Source organism: Nocardiopsis suaedae (assembly GCF_027706745.1).
Taxonomy (GTDB): Bacteria; Actinomycetota; Actinomycetes; order Streptosporangiales; family Streptosporangiaceae; genus Nocardiopsis_A; species Nocardiopsis_A suaedae.
The window spans coordinates 109,438-126,764 of sequence record NZ_JAQFWP010000004.1 but is presented as its reverse complement, the minus strand read 5'-3'; the positions used below and the strand labels follow the sequence as shown (position 1 = coordinate 126,764).

Genomic DNA, 17,327 nt, shown 5'->3' with positions numbered 1-17,327 from the left:
TCATGCGAAGCAGTCTCTGCGGGACCCGTCGATCACCTCCAGCAGCTCGGTGCGGGACAGGGCCAGCCCCCGAGCGTAGGCATCGCGATGGGCGTCCTCTCCGAGTGCCGCCCATGCCGCATCCGCCGTCCGGATCGCACCAGGAGCGGACGTTTCACGCCCACCACGGAGGGACGCGCTCGCGCCCAGTAGCACAACGGCCCGCTCGGCGTCGCCGCAGAGCAGTGAGGCGGCGGCGAGGACCTCGGCCGCGAGCGTGGCCTGGGTCGGGTACCAATGCGCCGGGTCTCCGACCAGCGCCTGTTCGAACCTGTCGCAGGCCGACTCGATGTCGCCGTCGGCGATGGCCAGGTGGCCCTGTTGGGCCAGCACACGCCGCGCGATCACGGCCTGCTCTCCGGCCTTGCCCGCCCCGTTCGGCTCCCATCCGGTCCGCACGAGCCGGCGCGCCTCGTCCAGGTCGCCGCGCAGGCGCGCGATCTCGCTGAGCCCGCACCTGGCGGTGAGCAGGACTCCGCGCGCCGCGCAGCGTCGGGCGAGCTCGACGGCCCGCTCGAACGCCTCCTGCGCGCCGTCGGGATCGCCTCCGTTCAGCAGCCCCTCGGCGCGCAACCGGACCAGGTCGGCACTGTCCTCGGCGGCCCCGAGCAGGTCGGTGTCCTCCAGTGCCTCGTCGGTGAGGGCGAGAGTGCGGGGGAGGTCCCCCCGCCAGGAGCTGATGGTCGCCAGTCCGGCGAGCGCTTGGACCGCGCCCCATCGGTCGCCCAGGGCACGGAATGCGGACAGGCCGGTGGTGAAGGCCTCCTCCGCCTGGCCCGTGGCGCTGCGGAAGAACCGCATGTAGCCGGAGACGACATCGCAGGCGGCCCGCACCCAGGGATCGGTCGCTCCTCCAAAGCGTTCCACGAACGGCCGGATTCCGCCGTCTCCGCGGCCGGACCGGCCCGCGGCGGTCGGCCAGAGCATCGCCAGAAGCGGCCACCGAAGGCGGGGACCGAGTGCGCCGACCAGTGATCCGGCCCTGTCCCAGGCGGCCTCGTCCACGGCGTCGGGCTCGAGGGCGACGGCGTTGATCAGGCAGAGCACATATTCCTCGGCCAGGTCTGCGGGCACCGAGTCCCCGATGCGCTGGATCAGCGTGACCGCCAGAGGGGCGCTTTCCGTGTGTCGGCCACGCTGCCACCAGTAGGTCGAGAGCGCGGCCACCAGTTCCAGGGCGGTTCCGGTGTCGTGTTCCACGGCCCAGCGCAGGGCGGTGTGCAGGTTATCGTGGTCGGTGAGGAGCCGGTCCAGCCACTCCCGCTGAGCGGCGCCCCGCAGATGAGGCTCTGCGGTGCGGGCCAGGCCCAGGAAGTGGGCCGCGTGCGAGCGCCGGGTGCCGTGCTGCTCACCGGCCTCGGCGAGGTGCTCGGCGGCGAACACCCGGATGGTGGACAGCATCCGGTAGCGCCGGGCCCCGTCGACCGCCTCGATGAAGGACTTCTCGACGAGGCCGGCGATGACGTCGGGGGTCGTCTCGCCCAGTCCGCAGACGTCGTGGACGGCGTCCAGGCCGGCGCAGCCGCTGAAGACCGTGAACCGCCGGGCCAGACGCTGTTGGCGTTCGTCCAGGAGGCTCCAGCTCCACGCGACCACGGCCCGCAAAGTCCGGTGCTTGGGCGCTGCAGTACGGCTGCCTCGGGAGAGCAGGGAGAACCGGTCGTCGAGCCGGTCGGCGACCTCCTCGGGCGGCAGCGCCTTCAGGCGCGCGGCGGCGAGTTCGATGGCCAGCGGAAGACCGTCCAGGGCCCGGCAGATGAAGGTGACCGCGGCCGCGTTGGACTCGTCCACGACGAAGTCGGGGCGGGCCGCCGTCGCGCGCTCGGCGAGCAACTGGACGGACGGGTAGTCCGAGGCCGTGGCGGGGTCGGCGCCGCTCGGGGGCAGCGGCAGCGGCGCGACCGGCAGCAGTGCCTCGCCGGTGATGCCCAGTGCCTCCTGGGTCGTCGCCAGGATGCGCAGCCTCGGACAGCCGCCGAGCAGTCGGCCCGCCAAGGCGGCCGCCGCCGGCAGCACGTGCTCGCAGTTGTCCAGGACGAGCAGCAGGGCGCGGTCGTCCAGCGCCTCGACGATCCGATCCACGGGCTCGCCATGGACGTGTGTCGGGGAGTTCATCCACCCCGGATCACGCATCCCGAGCGTGTAGAGGACGGCTTGGGCCACCGAGGCACCGGGGTCGGTGAGGGACAGGTCCACGAAGCACGCGTCCTTGGTACGGCGGGCCGTCTCGATCGCGAGCCTGGTCTTGCCGACACCGCCCGGCCCGGTGAGGGTGACCAGGCGGGACCGCTCCAGCAACGCGCTGACACGGCGCGGTCGATCGGCGCTCCCGACGAAACCGGTGATCTGGGCCGGCACTCCGGCCGAGGCCGCGCGGGCCGGGACCGGCGATTGTTCGGATTCCGGGGTAATCGTGGAGGGACGGTCTGCGGCGGAACGGTCCCCCATGTCCTCAAGGGGGACTCCGCGCAGGATGGCGGTGTGGATGCGGCCCAGCTCCGGTGAGGGATCGGTGCCCAGCTCCTCTGCCATGAGGGACCGACCGTCCGCGAACACGGCGAGCGCTTCCGCTCGACGGCCTGCGGCGTGCAGCGCGCGCATGAGCAGGCCCCGTGGCCGTTCGCGCAGTGGATGGGCGCTGATCAGCCCATAGAGCTCACTGACGAGAGCGGTGCCTTCCCCCTGTGCCAGCCCGATGGCCAGCCGGTCCTCCAATGCCGTCAAGCGGAGTTCGGCCAGCCGCTGCGCCGCGGGCCGGGCGAAGTCGGCCTCCGCCACGTCGGCCAGAGCCGGTCCCCGCCACAGCGTCAGGGCTTCGTCCAGCCGTGCGGCGCCCTCGTCGAGCCTTCCCGCCCCCAGAGCGTCGCGCCCGTACCTGGTGAGGCGTTCGAACCTGTGCGCGTCGACATCGAGAGGATCGACCGCGAGCCGGTAGCCGGTCGATCGGAACTCCACGATGTCGTGGCCGGCACCGCGTAATGCGCCGCGCAGCCGGGAGATCTGGGACTGCAGGGCGTTGGCCGCCCCGGCCGGGGGCCGCCGTCCGTAGACGTCGTCGATGAGCCGCTCCCTCGTGACCAGGCGGCCGGCCTCCAGCGCCAGCACGATGAGCACCGCCTTCCTGCGGGCGCCGCCGATCGCCAACAGCGCGCCGTCGTCATCGCGCACTTCGGTCGACCCGAGGATTCCGAAACGCATGGCACCAGTATTGCTGATCGGTGGGGGTCGGCGCGGCCGGTCGGAAGTCGGCTCCTCTTTCGCGGCTCAATTCTCGATGGAATGCGGTCGGTCCGCATCCCCTGCTGAACCGCATACTTCTCAGCAGGGGTGCTGTTCCCCGTCCTGAAATGAATGCGTACGTGGATGCACCCGTTCCCGAGCCGGCCGATGTCGCGGCGGAAGGGCCTCTGGGGCCACCCCTGGCACCGGTCCCGGAAAGCAGGGCCGGGCCGGTCAGCGCACGGTGCGTGCGCGGTCAGCGGCAAGGAACAGGGTGGGGGCATGGATACGACGGAACCTTCGGCTCCGCCTCCCACACGGGCGGGGCGGCGGGAATGGGTCGGCCTCGCCGTGCTGATCCTTCCCGTGCTACTGATCTCCATGAGCGTCACCGTGATGAACTTCGCGGTCCCGCATCTTGGAGCCGACCTCCAGCCGAGTGGGACCGAGCTGCTGTGGATCATCGACATCTACACGTTCCTCCTGGCCGGGATGCTCCTGACCATGGGAAGCCTCGGTGACCGCATCGGTCGGCGCCGACTGCTGCTCATGGGCGCCGCCGCGTTCGGCGCCGCATCGGCCGCTTCGGCGTTCGCGACCTCTCCCGCCATGCTCATCGCGGCCCGCGCGGTGCTCGGGGTCGCCGGTGCCACGCTCATGCCGGCGACATTGGCCTTGATCCGGACCCTGTTCGACGATCCCGCCCAGCGGAAGATGGCCATCGGGCTGTGGACCGGAGGATTCATCGGCGGGACGGCCATCGGCCCGTTGGGCGGGGGCATCCTGCTGGAGTTCTTCTGGTGGGGCTCGCTGTTCCTCGTCAACGTCCCTGTAATGGTGGTGCTCCTGCTCACCGCACCATTCCTGCTCCCGGAGTCCAAGGGCGACCAGAAGGGGCGGCTCGACTTCCTGAGCGCGGTGCTCTCCGTGGCCGCGGTCATTCCGGTCGTCTACGGGATCAAGCAGTTCTCTGAGAACGGTCTCACCTGGACGGCCGCCGGATCCGTGGTACTCGGGCTCGTTGTCGGGGCGTGGCTGGTGTTCCGCCAGCTCCGGCTGTCGGATCCGCTGATCGACGTTCGGCTGTTCCGCAACCCTGCGTTCAGCGTCGGGGCGCTCACCGTGATGCTCGGGGTGTTCTCCCTGGTCGGGTTCATGTACTTCGTTTCTCAGTACCTGCAGCTGGTCCTGGGCCTGCGGCCGATCACAGCAGGGCTGTGGATGCTGCCGATGGTGGCCATGTCGGCGACGGGGGCCGCGTTGTCCGTTGCCCTGTCGATGCGCATCCACCCGGGCAGGGTCGTCGGTCTCGCGCTGGTGCTGGGGACAGGCGGCATGTTGACGCTGACCCGGGTCGGCCCGGATACGGGCATCGCACTGCTCTTGGTCGGTATGGGAATGGTGGGGGCCGGGATGGGTGCGATCGCCTCGATCTGCACGGATCTCGTCGTGGCGAGCGCCCCGCGTCGGAGTGCAGGGTCCGCGGCCTCACTGTCGGAAGCGGCCGGCGAGCTCGGCGGCGCACTCGGCATCGCGATCCTGGGCAGCATCGGTATGGCGGTCTACCGGAGCGGGGTGAGCGCGGAAGCCCCCGAGGACGCGCCGCCCGAGGTCGCGGAAGCGATTCAGGAGACTCTGCCCGGCGCGGTCGCGATTTCCGAGCACCTTCCCGCAGAGGCCGGTGAACAAGTGCGGGAGGTCGCCTTCAGAGCCTTCACCGAAGGGATGCAATCGGCCGCCTTGAGCGGAGCCCTCATCCTGGCCGTCACGGCCGTGCTGGTCTTCGGGGTCTTGAGCCGAATCCCGAAGGACGACCTCGTCGGGGAGCACGACATGTAGCCGGTCGACGGGGACCGGCCGCCGCTCGGGGCACGTGGTCGACACCCGCCTCCCGGGGCGGGCCACCCCTGGTCGTCAGTGGCGGTCCCCCCGTCCGGCGTGCGCAGGTTGGCCGCCATCGTGTCCAGCATCCTTCTGAAGGACTCCCGCTCCTCCTCCGTGAAACCGCGCAGGGCCCGGTCCGACAGGGCGTTCATCTGGGCCCCGACGCCGCCTCCGTGACCGCCCCGGGCGATGACGGCGAGACCAGGACCAGGGTCCTCACCACGCGCACCGGCGGCCGGTGGACCGACCTCTACTCCTTCACCGACGCCCTCTGCTTCCGGAGCGACTACGCGATCTTCAATCACTACCTGTGCACGCACCCCCGGTCGCCGTTCCGGGCGCGCCTCATGGCCCAGCGCCTCGGCGACGGGGTCGGCCACCGGCTGACGAACACGACACTGTCCGCCGAACGCCCCGATGGCACTACCGACAGCCGCGAACTCGGCCGCGACGAGGTCCCCGAAGCGCTATGGGACGTGTTCGGTCTGCGGCTCGACCCCGGCGCGGCGGTACGCCTTGCCGAGGGCGAGCAGGCATGGCCACCCGCCGCGCGGCGGGTTCCACATGGCAGATCCGGCCGCGGGTCTGCAGGATCAGACGCCGCCGCACCCGAGCACCTCGCCGTGCGGGACACCCTCGTAGGAGCCTGGGCCTCCTTCGCCGCCACCGGTGATCCCGGCTGGCCCGTCTACGTCCCGGACGCGCCGGGAAACTCCCGCGCCATCGGGGGCACCCGGAGGGAGGGGGACCAGAGGGTGACCGAGCCGCCGGCCGACGGCGCCACCGCGCTCTGGCCCGTCTGACCCTCCGGGAGTCGGCCTCACGTCCTGGGACCCGGTCCGCAGGACGGGTCCCAGGACGTGCAGGCCGGGTCCTCAGGCCCGGGCCACCCCGGCCAGGGCGCGCATCAGGAGGGCCGACGACGCCGCGCCGGGGTCCTCGTGGCCGATGCTCCGCTCGCCCAGGTAGGACGCCCGTCCCTTGCGGGCCTGCAGCGGCACGGTCGCCTGTGCGCCCTGCTCGGCCGCGGTGGCCGCCGCCTCCGCGGCCTCGGACAGCGGAGCGCCCTGCCCCGCCGCCTTCTCCAGCTCCTCGACCGCCGGGGCCAGCGCGTCCACCAGCGTCTTGTCGCCCGGCTTGGCGGCGCCCATCTTCTGCACCGCCTCCAGGCCCGCCCGCAGCGCGGCGGCCAGGTCGGCCACCCCCGCCTCGGGCCCCTCCAGGCGCTTGCCCGCCGTGCGCAGCAGTGTCCCGTAGAGCGGCCCCGACGCCCCGCCGACCCGCGAGATCATCGTCATCCCGGTCTTGACCAGCACCGGCCCCGGCCCGTCGGCCTCCAGGCCGTCCACGGCGGCCCGCGCCGCCGTCAGCCCCCGGTCCATGTTGGTCCCGTGGTCGCCGTCGCCGATGGCGGCGTCGAGTCTGCTCAGCCCCTCGGCCTCGTCCGAGACGGCGTCGGCGGCCGCCGCCACCCAGGCCTTGGCCAGTGCGGTGTCCATGGCGTGCACGTTCCCCACTCCTTCTCGTCCCCGGCTCACACGCCCCAGCGCAGGGCCGGGGTGTTCACCGGGGCGTCCCACAGCGGCAGGAAGCCCTCTTCGACCCGGCACAGCGTGATCGAGCAGCCCTCCATGTCGAGACTGGTCACGTAGTCGCCGACCAGGTTGCGGGCGATGGTGATGCCCTTGTCCCCGCACACCCGCGCGACCTCGCCGAACACCAGGTACAGCTCGCTGAGCGGGGTGCCGCCCATGCCGTTGACCATCACGACGGCCTCGTCGCCCGACTCCAGCGGCGAGTCCTGGAGGATCGCCTCCATCATCTCTCCGACGATGTCGCGCGCGCTGCGCAGCTTCTCCCGGCGCCGCCCCGGCTCACCGTGGATGCCGACGCCGACCTCGATCTCCTCTTCCGGCAGGTCGAACCCGGGCCGCCCCGCCGTGGGGACCGTGCAGGCGGTCAGCGCCACGGCGAAGGAGCGCGACGCCGCGTTCACCCGGCGGCCCAGCTCGGCGACGGCCTCCACGTCGTCCCCGCGCGCGGCGGCCGCACCGCAGATCTTCTCCACGAACACGGTGGCGCCGGTGCCGCGCCGCCCGGCGGTGAACGTGGAGTCCTCCACCGCGACGTCGTCGTTGACCAGGACCTGCTCGACGCGCAGCCCCTCGTCCTCGGCCAGCTCGGCGGCCATCTGCGCGTTCATCACGTCGCCGGTGTAGTTCTTGACGATCAGGACCGTGCCGCGCCCGGAGTCGGCCGCCTTGGCCCCCGCCAGGAACCCGTCGGGCACCGGTGAGGTGAACACCTCGCCGGGGCAGGCGGCGTCCAGCATCCCCTCGCCGACGAAACCGCTGTGCAGGGGCTCGTGCCCGGAGCCGCCGCCGGAGACCAGGCCGACCTTGCCCTCCACGGGCCCCGGGGCCCGCGCCACCACGCCGTTCTCGGCGTCCACCCGCAGCTCGGGATGGGCCGCGGCGAGGCCGGCGAGCGCGTCGGACAGATAGCTTTCCGGGGTGTTCAGGAACTTCTTCACGGTGCGGCTCCCTAGTGTTCGCCGGGGGGTGGCGGTGTCGATCCTGAAGCGCGGACGCTCGGTCAAGTACCCTAATCCCCCATGGGTGCAACGGTCGGCATCGTCCTCGTGTCGCACAGCGAGAGACTGGCCGCAGGAGTGAAGGAACTGCTGGAGCAGCTCGGGGCGCGGCCGGAGACGGTCGCGGCCGCCGGGGGCGACCCCGACGGGGGCATCGGCACCTCCTATGAGCGCATCGCCGAGGCGGTCGCCGGGGTCGATCAGGGGGCGGGCGTCATGGTCCTGCCCGACATCGGCAGTGCGGTGATGACGGCCCGGCTGGTCTTCGAGGACGAGCCGCGCGACGACGCCGTCGTCGTCGACGCCCCCTTCGTGGAGGGCGCCGTGGCCGCCGGGGTGCTGGCGTCGACCGGCGCGTCCCTGGACGCCGTCGTGGCGGCCGCGCGCGACGCCTACACGGCCCGCAAGATCCAGGAGTAGCCCCACCCTCTGGCGATGATCTCGACGAAAGTGCTGCCATTTCAGCGGTTTTGGCAGCACTTCTGTCGAGATCAACGCGGGTGGGCCCGGCGCCGCTTGCGCCTCATCCGGCGTCCGCGCGCCGCGATATCGGCCGAGCGCTGGGCCACCTGCCCCGCGCCCGCCGACATGTCGGCGTGCATGGCGCGCACCAGGGCGATCATCATCAGGAAGCCGATCAGGAAGAACGGCAGCCCGACCACGGTGATCACCTGTTGCAGGGCGTCCAGCCCGCCCTTGCCCGTGGCGGCGAGCAGCGTCGCGGCCACCACGCCCTCGGTCACGCCCCAGAACACCCGCTGCCGGGTGGGGGAGCCGTCCGCGTGCCCGGTGCACAGCATGTCCACCACCAGGGACGCCGAGTCCGAGGAGGTGGTGAAGAAGATGACCACGATCAGGATCGCCAGCCCCGACACCAGCTCCGTGGCCGGGAAGTGCTCCAGGAACACGAACAGCGCGCCGGGGATGTCCTTTTGGTCGACGACCTCGTTCACCAGCCCGCCGCCGCGGTTCATCTCGATGTCGATGGCCGACAGGCCGAACACCGCGAACCAGATGACGCTGAACGCGGTGGGCAGCCCCAGCACGCCGACGATGAATTCGCGGACGCTGCGGCCCTTGGAGATCCGGGCGATGAAGATTCCGACGAACGGCGACCAGGTGATGGTCCAGGCCCAGTAGAAGGTCGTCCAGTTCTTCTGCCACCCGGAGTTGTTGAAGGTGTCGTTCCAGAACGCCAGGGGCACCAGCCAGCTCAGGTAGGTCCCGGTCGTCTCGATGATGCCGCGGGAGAGGAACACCGGCGCGCCGAACACGAAGATGAACAGCAGCAGCCCGATCGCCATGGCGATGTTGAGCGTCGAGAGCCGCTTGACGCCCTTGTCCAGCCCCAGCGCCACCGAGGTGACGGCGATGGCGGTCACCACCGCGATCAGCACGACCTGCGTCAGGCGCCCCTCCTCGATCCCGAAGAGGGTGTTCAGGCCGCTGTTGATCTGCATCGTGCCCAGGCCGATGGAGACCGCCACGCCGAACAGGGTGCCCAGCACCGCGACGATGTCGATGGTGCGGCCGATGGGGCCGTGGATGCGGTCGCCGAGGAACGGCTGGAAGATGGAGCTGACCCGGAACGGCAGGCCGCGGCGGTAGACGAAGTAGGCGAAGGCCAGCGCCGGGAGCGTGAAGATCGTCCAGGTGTGCAGGCCGAAGTGGTACAGCGTGAAGCCCATGGCCTCGTTGGCGGCCGCCACCGACTCGGGCGGGACGTCCTCGCGCGGCGGATTCGCGAAGTGGCTGATCGGCTCGGCCACGCCCCAGAACATCAGGATGGTGCCGATCCCCGCCGCGAACAGCATCGCGAACCAGGTCCAGTTGCTGTAATCGGGCTCGGAGTCCGGACCGCCCAGTTTCAGCCGTCCGTAGCGGCTGACCGCGATGACGATGAGGAAGACGAGGAACACGGTGACGCCGAAGATGTAGAGCCAGCCGAGGTGGGTGAGCACCCAGTCGGACGCGGCGCCGAACATGGCGTCGACCGCGCCGGTGAAGGTGATCGTGCCGAGCACGAAAACGGCGACCAGCGCCGTGGACACCCAGAAGATGACCGGGTCGGTCCGCAGCCCCAACCGGTCGCTCACCTTGTCCAGCATGGAACCCCCACGATCGCGTGCACCCGTATTCCGCCGACGGCCCGGAGCGGTTCGCTGCGCTTCCGTTCCGGCCGCGGCGATGCCCTATGGGCGGTTCCGGGACTGTACACGTCGATGGCGTGTTTCGTGAATTCCGACATGCCCCCGTGGGGTTTTTCGAACCCGAATTTCGGATGGCGTCCGTTCGGAATCGGAGTCAAGCGTCCGATGATCCGGGGATGAACGCCGGACCTTTGCCGGGGCGCGGGGTTCGGGAGGGGCGGTGAATGGCGCACCGGCGAATGCCAGGCGAAGGCCTACGAATACGGAGGAAAATCACAAGGCGGACCTCCCGGACCTTCCGGGCGTCCGCCGGGCCCGCGGCGCCCGCCGCGCCCGCCCGGCCCGGGAATGCTCCGTACCCCCGCCGCGTTGTGCCCTGAGGCCGCCCGGGGCCGCCTGCCGGGCCGCCCCGGCCCGCCCCCGCGGGCCCAGCGCCCCGCCCACCCGCGAAAACCCGTTGCCGCAGCCTTCTATCCTTGAGTCCGATATGTTGACCTCGCCCTCGGACACACCGACGTCCGCGGACCCGGAGCGAACCTCCCTCCGCGACCGCCTCTCCGGCCTCACCTTCGCCGACCGCCACCGGTTGCGCCGCCGCATCGACGGCCTGCAGAAGATCCGTGACCGCCGCAAGCGCGAGAACGTCGCCGGGAAGATCGCCGACGACATCGACCTGGCCGAGCTGCGCGTCGAGCAGCGCCGCTCCGCCCTGCCCGAGCCGAGCTACCCCGACGAGCTGCCGGTCAGCCGCAAGAAGGACGACATCGCTGAGGCGATCCGCGACAACCAGGTCGTGATCGTGGCCGGCGAGACCGGGTCCGGGAAGACCACCCAGCTCCCCAAGATCTGCATGGAGCTGGGCCGCGGCGTCCACGGCACCGTCGGCCACACCCAGCCGCGCCGCATCGCCGCGCGCACCGTGGCCGAGCGCATCGCCCAGGAGGTCGGCACCGACCTGGGCGCCACGGTGGGCTACAAGGTCCGCTTCACCGACCAGTCGTCGGACGACACCCTGGTCAAGGTCATGACCGACGGCATCCTGCTGGCCGAGATCCAGCAGGACCGGATGCTGCGCGCCTACGACACGATCATCATCGACGAGGCCCACGAGCGCAGCCTCAACATCGACTTCCTGCTCGGCTACCTCAAACGCCTGCTGCCCAAGCGCCCCGAGCTGAAGGTGGTCATCACCTCGGCCACCATCGACCCCGAGCGCTTCTCGCGGCACTTCGGCGACGCCCCCATCGTCGAGGTCTCCGGGCGCACCTACCCCGTGGAGGTGCGCTACCGGCCCATCGACGACGAGGACGGCGCGGGCGGCGGCGCGGGCACCGCGAACTCCGCGGGCGGGAACGGCGGCAGCGGCGGCGGGAACGGCGGCCGGGGCGGCTCCGACGAGCGCGACCAGGTGCAGGCCATCTGCGACGCCGTCGACGAGCTGCGCCGCGAGGGGCCAGGCGACATCCTCGTCTTCCTCTCCGGCGAGCGGGAGATCCGCGACACCGCCGACGCCCTGGAGAAGCGGCGGCTCCCCGAGACCGAGGTCCTGCCGCTGTACGCGCGGCTGTCGTCGGCCGAGCAGCACCGGGTGTTCCAGCCCCACCGCGGCCGCCGCATCGTGCTGGCGACCAACGTCGCCGAGACGTCCTTGACCGTCCCCGGCATCCGCTACGTCATCGACCCGGGCACCGCCCGGATCTCCCGCTACAGCCACCGCACGAAGGTGCAGCGGCTGCCCATCGAGCCGGTGTCCCAGGCCTCGGCCAACCAGCGCAAGGGCCGCTGCGGCCGCGTCGCCGAGGGCATCTGCATCCGGCTGTACTCCGAAGAGGACTTCCTGTCCCGCCCGGAGTTCACCGACCCCGAGATCCTGCGCACCAACCTGGCCTCGGTCATCCTCCAGATGGAGTCGCTGGGGCTGGGCGACATCTCCGCGTTCCCCTTCGTCGAGGGCCCCGACCACCGCCAGGTCAAGGACGGCGTCCACCTGCTGCAGGAGCTGGGGGCGCTGGACCCGCAGGCCGAGGACCAGCGCAAGCGCCTGACCGGCATGGGCCGCAGCCTCGCCCAGCTCCCCGTCGACCCGCGCCTGGGCCGCATGGTGCTGGAGGCGGAGAAGCGCGGGTGCGTGCGCGAGGTGATGATCATCGCCGCCGCGCTGTCCATCCAGGACCCGCGCGAGCGCCCCGCCGAGCACCAGCAGGCCGCCCAGGAGCAGCACGCGCGCTTCGCCGACAAGGACTCGGACTTCCTGGCGTTCCTGAACCTGTGGAAGTACCTGAAGGAGCAGCAGCGCGCGCTGTCGGGCAACCAGTTCCGCAAGCAGTGCCGCAGCGAATTCCTGAACTACCTGCGGGTGCGCGAGTGGCAGGACATCTACAGCCAGCTCAAGCAGGTCGTGAAGGGCATGGGGGTCACGCTCAATTCGTCCGACCCCGACCCGCAGCAGGTGCACACCGCGCTGCTGTCCGGCCTGCTGTCGCACGTCGGCCTCAGGGACCCGGACAAGAAGGAGTACCTGGGCGGGCGCGGAGCGCGCTTCGGGGTGTTCCCCGGCTCGTCGCTGTTCAAGAAGCAGCCCCGGTACGTCATGGCCGCCGAGCTGGTGGAGACCTCGCGCCTGTGGGGGCGCATGTGCGCGCGCATCGAGCCCGAGTGGGCCGAGGAGCTGGCCGGGCACGTCGTCAAGCGCACCTACAGCGAGCCGCACTGGGAGAAGAAGCGCGGCGCCGTCATGGCGTACGAGCGGGTGACCCTGTACGGGGTTCCGCTGGTGGCCGAGCGCAAGACGGGCTACGCCAAGGTCGACCCGGTGGTGTCGCGGGAGCTGTTCATCCGGCACGCGCTGGTCGAGGGCGACTGGGACACCAACCACAAGTTCTTCCACTCCAACCGCAAGCTCCTCGAAGAGGTCGAGGACCTGGAGCACCGCGCGCGCCGACGGGACATCCTCGTCGACGACGAGGCGCTGTTCGCCTTCTACGACGAGCGCGTGGGCGCCGAGGCGGTGTCGGCGGCGCACTTCGACACCTGGTGGAAGAAGGCGCGCCGCAAGGACCCGAACCTGCTCGACTTCGAGAAGTCGATGCTGATCAACGACGGCGCGGAGAAGGTCAGCGAGGAGGACTACCCCGACTCCTGGACGCACGGGCAGTTCGCCTTCCCGCTGACCTACCAGTTCGAGCCGGGCAGCGACGCCGACGGCGTCACCGTGCACATCCCGCTGGAGGTGCTGAACCAGGTCGGCGACGAGGGGTTCGACCGGCAGATCCCCGGGCTGCGTCGGGACCTGGTGACGGCGCTCATCCGGTCGCTGCCTAAGCCGCTGCGGCGCAACTTCGTGCCGGTGCCCGACAACGCCGAGCAGGTGATGGGGCGGCTGCCGAAGGACGATGAGACGCCGCTGGTGGAGCTGCTGGCGCACGAGCTGGGGCGGATGTGCGGGGAGCGCATCACCCCGGAGGACTTCGACCTGTCGAAGGTGCCCGACCACTTGCGGATCACCTACCGGGCCGTGGACAAGTCCGGCGGGAAGCTGGCCGAGGGCAAGGACCTGTCGGCGCTGCGGGGCAAGCTGAAGCCCAAGCTGCAGAAGGCGATCTCGGCGGAGGCCAAGGGCATCGAGCGCTCGGGGCTGACGGAGTGGGGCTTCGGGCCGCTGCAGCAGGTGTTCGAGCGCAAGTCGGCGGGGCCGGTGGTGAAGGGGTACCCGGCGCTGGTCGACGAGGGCGGGACGGCCGGGGTGAAGATCTTCGACACCCGGGCCGAGCAGCGGGCGGCCCATTGGAAGGGGCTGCGTCGACTTCTCCTCCTCAGCGTCCCCTCCCCGGCGGCGGTGATCCGGCGGGGGCTGGACAACCAGCAGAAGCTGGCGCTGGGGCACAACCCGCACGGCGGTGTCGACAAGCTGCTGGACGACTGCATGTCGGCGTCGGTGGACGCGCTGATGGGCGAGTGGGGGGCGAAGCACGCGCCGGCGGGGGAGCGCTGGATCGGTGTGTGGGACCCGGACTCGTTCAAGGAGTTGAAGGAGTTCGTGCGGGCCGAGCTAGGGGACGTGCTGGACGAGGTCGTGCGCGCGACGGCGCAGGTATTGGCGGCGTCGCACCGGCTGCAGAAGAAGCTGAAGGGGTCGACCAGCATGGCCGTGCTGCCGTCGTTGAACGACGCGCAGGGGCAGCTGGCGGGGCTGATCCGGCCGGGGTTCGTGACCGAGGCGGGGCGCGCGCGGCTGCCGCGGCTGGTGACGTACCTGAAGGGGATCGAGTACCGGCTGGAGAAGCTGCCGGAGAACCCGCGCCGGGACCAGGTGAGCATGGCGAAGGCGGAGCAGATGCGCCAGGCCGTGGAGAAGGGCGTGGCGGTCCTGCCGGAGGGTCGGGAGGACGATCCGGACGTGCGCGAGCTGCGGTGGATGCTGGAGGAGTTCCGGGTGAGCCTGTTCGCGCAGCAGCTCGGGACGGCGTACCCGGTGTCGGAGAAGCGCATCCAGAAGGCCGTGGAGGCCGCCAAGGAGGCGTGAGGCGGCCGGACCCGCGTTGATCTCGACGAAAGTGCTGTCATTCCGGCGGATTTGACAGCACTTTCGTCGAGATCAACGCGGTGCCCCGCTGGCGGCCCCCGGCGAGAGCCGGGGGCCGTCGGGCTACCTGGGCCGAGATGCGCGCAGCGACCGGACGAAGGCGGCCCACTCCCCGGAGGGGAAGTGGAGCGTGGCGTGCGACCGGTGCTTGGTGTCGCGTACGGCGGAGTGGCAAGGGGAGTCGGCGACCTCGACGCAGTTCTGCTGTTGTGTGTAGCTCGACTTTCGGAAGCTTCTAGAGTCGGTCATGCTTGGCCTGATGGAGGAAGGCGTGCCACTCGGCGGAGCTGAAGAGCAGGTGGCCTCTCTCCGGGTGCTGCGAGTCGCGCACGGCGGTGGCGCTGTGATCGTTGGCGACTTCGACGCAGTTGTCGCGATCGGAGTAGCTGGACTTCCGGAAAGCGAGCGTGAAGTCTGATGGCTTGTTCATCGGTGGTCCTTGAGCATGTCTTTCAGGATCTGAAGTGACGCGTCAGGATAGCGCGCCGATGTCCTGACGTGGTCGAACAGGCGCCGATACCTATCTATCTCCTCCGAGTCCTCCAAGTACAGGCCATCGGTGTCGGTCTCCGTGTAGACGATGGGGTTCACCCCTTCGACGAAGTCGAGGAGGACGAAGCTCCCCTTCAGGCCAGCGTGCATGCCGCTGCTGAACGGCAGAACCTGAATCGTCACGGTGTTGTCGTCCTCGGCGAGTTCGATCAGGCGCTGAACCTGCTCGCGGAACACGGGCACGTCGCTCTCGAAGCGCCGCAGTGCACCTTCGTCGATCACTGCCCAGTACTCAGGCGCATCGGCCGCATCGAGGATGGCTTGTCGCTGCTTGCGGGTCTCGATGACTCGGTCGATGTCAAGCGGGTTCCTGCGCAGGGTGGCGCGCTGAAGGAGCTCGACATACCCCGGTGTCTGGAGGAGTCCAGGGATCATCGCCAGCTCGTAGGTGTGGATGACCCGAGCTTCTGACTCGAAGGCGGGGTACTCGCTGACGAAGATGTCGGAGTACTTCGACCACCAGCCCTTCTCCCGGGCCTGGCGCGTCAGCGAGAGCAGGGCCTGTCGCTTGGGCTCGTCGGTGACACCGTAGACATCGAGCAGCCCCTTGATCTCCATGACGGTCGGCCGGAGACGGACGCCGGTCTCGATGTTGCTGATCTTGCCAACCGACCACTCGGTTGCCTCGGCCACGTCATCGATCGTCATGCCGGCCTCGATCCGAGCCTTCTTGATCTCGGCGGACAGGCGGCGTCGCCGGATCGATTGCCGCTTCTGATCGGCCATGGCCCCTCCTGCGCTCGGATCGCTACCAGGGACCTTACGAGCACGACGTGAGCTTCGCGAACCGGTCATACGTGAACACCTACGTTCTGAAGATCGTGGGATGAAGCTACAAACAGTGATGTAGCTTCTTGTGAAAGCTTGAAAGTCTGAAGATTCAGAGTCAAGATGAGGTCCTGGCCTCCGCCGGACCACTTCCGGCCCGATCAGAGGACACCCTCATGCCCACACGTCTCTTCACGTCACTCTTCGCGCTGGCCAAGCTCGTCTTCGTGGCCCCGGTCCGGGTCCTTCGCCCGGCCCGGCCCTCCCAGGAGGCCCGCCTGAAGGCGGCCATCGCCCGCGCCGACAAGGCCGCGGCGGCCCGGCCTCCGCTCCCGCCTCCCGACGCCTTCCGGCACCGGCCCCGCCACGCGCGCCCGCGCCCCTACGCAACGCCCACCGCCATCCCCGACTACGCGCGCTTCTGCCAGGCCGACGTCCGCCACCGCGCCCTGTGGCGCCTCACCTACGAGCCCGACGACCGCGCCCCCTACCAGGCCCACCACCGCACCCGGAAGGACATCACCCTCGCCGCCAGCGACGTCGACGCCCTCGACTTCGCCCTGACCGAGTTCACCCCGCCCGGCTACGCCCGCAACTACCTGCGCGACCGCGAACTCCGCGCAGTCCCCGCACAGCCCGCACCCGTACACCCCGCACTCGACGGAGGCACCCGATGACCGGCCCCGACGCCGATCCCCACCGCACGCTCTCCAAGCTCACCCCGGACCAGATCCGCATCGAGGAGCAGGGCGACAAGATCACCCTCACCCTCGCCCCGGACACCGACATCGTGCTCGACCGCACCGCGCCCGACCGGGACCTCCAGCACGACTACGTCCAACACCTGGCCTGCGCGGCCCGGATCGCCCGCACCCTCATGCGCCGCGCCAGTCCATGACAGGACCGAGAACCCGCCCCCACCCATCACCGACGGCGGGGCCCTCCCGCCCACGGGAGGGCCCCGCCGCATTCGGTCGATCGCCTCTATCCTGGTCGCCCGAGCCCCCCACCCCCGCCGGAAGGCCCCATGAGTCGCCGATCGACCGTCGCCAAGGCCCTCACCGGTATGGCCGCGCTCCTCGTTCTGGCCGCAGTGCCGGTGCTCGTGGTCAGGCCCGTCGTCCCCGCAGACGAGAGTCATCGCGATGACGGCGTCGGCTTCGTCCAGCTCCTCAGCATCTCCTCCATCCCGGGCGCTGACGGAGTGGAGGTGTCATGGGACGTGGAGTTCCTCAACAAGACCGGTCGGGATCTGCGGTTGGCGGCGTATTCGGACTGCGGTCCCCGTGTGCTGCGCCCCTGGAACGACTCCGCCTCCGCGTCGGAACCGACTCGTGTCACCGTGCCCGCCGGAGAGGCGACCGTATGGAGCGACGCCTGCAGAGTCGAACAGATCCGTGACCGCTTCTTCTACGAGCTGGACCTCCGCGAGGTGGACGGGGGTTCTTCGAAGATGAACCTCGTCTTCACCGGCCTCGCCCCGCGCCCTTGAAGGGTCACGCGGCTGAGCCTGTGTGCCCGGTCGCCGGTTCGCACGGCT

General features: G+C 70.4%; 14 protein-coding genes. 7 read left to right on the top strand and 7 right to left on the bottom strand.

The window, feature by feature from the left end; genetic code table 11:
- Positions 1–3,237 (bottom strand): BTAD domain-containing putative transcriptional regulator, encoded by a 3,237-nt coding sequence (locus tag O4U47_RS03840; RefSeq protein WP_270676120.1) that lies wholly within the window; start codon positions 3,235–3,237, stop codon positions 1–3.
- A 303-nt stretch (positions 3,238–3,540) separates the two neighbouring features.
- Between O4U47_RS03840 and O4U47_RS03835 the strand changes: the two genes are divergently transcribed.
- Both O4U47_RS03835 and O4U47_RS03830 read left to right on the top strand, forming a co-directional pair.
- Positions 3,541–5,097, top strand: a complete 1,557-nt coding sequence (locus O4U47_RS03835; protein ID WP_270676119.1) for an MFS transporter — start codon at positions 3,541–3,543, stop codon at positions 5,095–5,097.
- 218 nt (positions 5,098–5,315) lie between these two features.
- Positions 5,316–5,945 (top strand): arylamine N-acetyltransferase, encoded by a 630-nt coding sequence (locus O4U47_RS03830; protein ID WP_270676118.1) that lies wholly within the window; start codon positions 5,316–5,318, stop codon positions 5,943–5,945.
- 72 nt (positions 5,946–6,017) lie between these two features.
- Here the strand turns inward: O4U47_RS03830 and dhaL are convergent, their stop codons facing one another.
- A complete protein-coding gene (gene dhaL / locus O4U47_RS03825; RefSeq protein WP_270676149.1) occupies positions 6,018–6,641 on the bottom strand; it encodes a dihydroxyacetone kinase subunit DhaL in 624 nt (207 codons plus the stop codon).
- 35 nt (positions 6,642–6,676) lie between these two features.
- Entirely contained in the window at positions 6,677–7,675 is a 999-nt protein-coding gene (gene dhaK / locus O4U47_RS03820; protein ID WP_270676117.1) for a dihydroxyacetone kinase subunit DhaK, read from the bottom strand.
- Between the two features lie 81 nt (positions 7,676–7,756).
- Here dhaK and dhaM point away from each other — a divergent pair, with 81 nt between their 5' ends.
- Positions 7,757–8,155 carry a dihydroxyacetone kinase phosphoryl donor subunit DhaM gene (dhaM, locus tag O4U47_RS03815; RefSeq protein ID WP_270676116.1) on the top strand — a complete coding sequence of 133 codons (399 nt, stop codon included), beginning with the start codon at positions 7,757–7,759 and terminating at the stop codon, positions 8,153–8,155.
- 71 nt (positions 8,156–8,226) lie between these two features.
- Here dhaM and O4U47_RS03810 read toward each other — a convergent pair whose 3' ends face one another.
- On the bottom strand, positions 8,227–9,843 hold the full coding sequence (locus O4U47_RS03810) for a BCCT family transporter (RefSeq protein WP_270676115.1): 1,617 nt from the start codon (positions 9,841–9,843) through the stop codon (positions 8,227–8,229).
- Between the two features lie 529 nt (positions 9,844–10,372).
- On the opposite strand from O4U47_RS03810, the gene hrpA reads away from it, so the two are divergent.
- The gene (hrpA, locus tag O4U47_RS03805) at positions 10,373–14,407 is read left to right on the top strand and encodes an ATP-dependent RNA helicase HrpA (protein WP_270676114.1); all 4,035 of its coding nucleotides are present in this window, start codon (positions 10,373–10,375) and stop codon (positions 14,405–14,407) included.
- 123 nt (positions 14,408–14,530) lie between these two features.
- On the opposite strand, the gene O4U47_RS03800 is transcribed toward hrpA, so the two are convergent.
- The 3 genes from O4U47_RS03800 to O4U47_RS03790 are packed head-to-tail and all read right to left on the bottom strand — an operon-like array spanning position 14,531 to position 15,745.
- Positions 14,531–14,716: a DUF397 domain-containing protein gene (locus O4U47_RS03800; RefSeq protein WP_270676113.1), complete on the bottom strand. Its 186-nt coding sequence runs from the start codon at positions 14,714–14,716 to the stop codon at positions 14,531–14,533.
- Positions 14,703–14,897 (bottom strand): DUF397 domain-containing protein, encoded by a 195-nt coding sequence (locus tag O4U47_RS03795; protein ID WP_270676112.1) that lies wholly within the window; start codon positions 14,895–14,897, stop codon positions 14,703–14,705. Before O4U47_RS03795 ends, O4U47_RS03800 begins: the two co-directional genes overlap by 14 nt.
- Complete coding sequence (locus O4U47_RS03790; protein WP_270676111.1) at positions 14,894–15,745, bottom strand: helix-turn-helix domain-containing protein; 852 nt, start codon at positions 15,743–15,745, stop codon at positions 14,894–14,896. Before O4U47_RS03790 ends, O4U47_RS03795 begins: the two co-directional genes overlap by 4 nt.
- A 218-nt stretch (positions 15,746–15,963) precedes the next feature.
- Between O4U47_RS03790 and O4U47_RS03785 the strand changes: the two genes are divergently transcribed.
- The 3 genes from O4U47_RS03785 (at position 15,964) to O4U47_RS03775 (ending at position 17,279) form a co-directional block, all read left to right on the top strand.
- Positions 15,964–16,464: a hypothetical protein gene (locus O4U47_RS03785; protein ID WP_270676110.1), complete on the top strand. Its 501-nt coding sequence runs from the start codon at positions 15,964–15,966 to the stop codon at positions 16,462–16,464.
- Entirely contained in the window at positions 16,461–16,685 is a 225-nt protein-coding gene (locus O4U47_RS03780) for a hypothetical protein (protein ID WP_270676109.1), read from the top strand. Before O4U47_RS03785 ends, O4U47_RS03780 begins: the two co-directional genes overlap by 4 nt.
- A gap of 129 nt (positions 16,686–16,814) precedes the next feature.
- Entirely contained in the window at positions 16,815–17,279 is a 465-nt protein-coding gene (locus tag O4U47_RS03775; RefSeq protein ID WP_270676108.1) for a hypothetical protein, read from the top strand.
- Positions 17,280–17,327: the final 48 nt, after the last annotated feature.

Excerpts from the sequence above, each read along its gene's own strand:
- O4U47_RS03840 (WP_270676120.1), bottom strand. The coding sequence starts at position 3,237 with ATGCGTTTCGGAATCCTCGGGTCGACCGAAGTGCGCGATGACGACGGC.
- O4U47_RS03835 (WP_270676119.1), top strand. The coding sequence starts at position 3,541 with ATGGATACGACGGAACCTTCGGCTCCGCCTCCCACACGGGCGGGGCGG.
- dhaL (WP_270676149.1), bottom strand. The coding sequence starts at position 6,641 with ATGGACACCGCACTGGCCAAGGCCTGGGTGGCGGCGGCCGCCGACGCC.
- dhaM (WP_270676116.1), top strand. The coding sequence starts at position 7,757 with ATGGGTGCAACGGTCGGCATCGTCCTCGTGTCGCACAGCGAGAGACTG.
- O4U47_RS03810 (WP_270676115.1), bottom strand. The coding sequence starts at position 9,843 with ATGCTGGACAAGGTGAGCGACCGGTTGGGGCTGCGGACCGACCCGGTC.
- hrpA (WP_270676114.1), top strand. The coding sequence starts at position 10,373 with ATGTTGACCTCGCCCTCGGACACACCGACGTCCGCGGACCCGGAGCGA.
- O4U47_RS03800 (WP_270676113.1), bottom strand. The coding sequence starts at position 14,716 with ATGACCGACTCTAGAAGCTTCCGAAAGTCGAGCTACACACAACAGCAG.
- O4U47_RS03795 (WP_270676112.1), bottom strand. The coding sequence starts at position 14,897 with ATGAACAAGCCATCAGACTTCACGCTCGCTTTCCGGAAGTCCAGCTAC.
- O4U47_RS03790 (WP_270676111.1), bottom strand. The coding sequence starts at position 15,745 with ATGGCCGATCAGAAGCGGCAATCGATCCGGCGACGCCGCCTGTCCGCC.
- O4U47_RS03785 (WP_270676110.1), top strand. The coding sequence starts at position 15,964 with ATGCCCACACGTCTCTTCACGTCACTCTTCGCGCTGGCCAAGCTCGTC.
- O4U47_RS03780 (WP_270676109.1), top strand. The coding sequence starts at position 16,461 with ATGACCGGCCCCGACGCCGATCCCCACCGCACGCTCTCCAAGCTCACC.
- O4U47_RS03775 (WP_270676108.1), top strand. The coding sequence starts at position 16,815 with ATGAGTCGCCGATCGACCGTCGCCAAGGCCCTCACCGGTATGGCCGCG.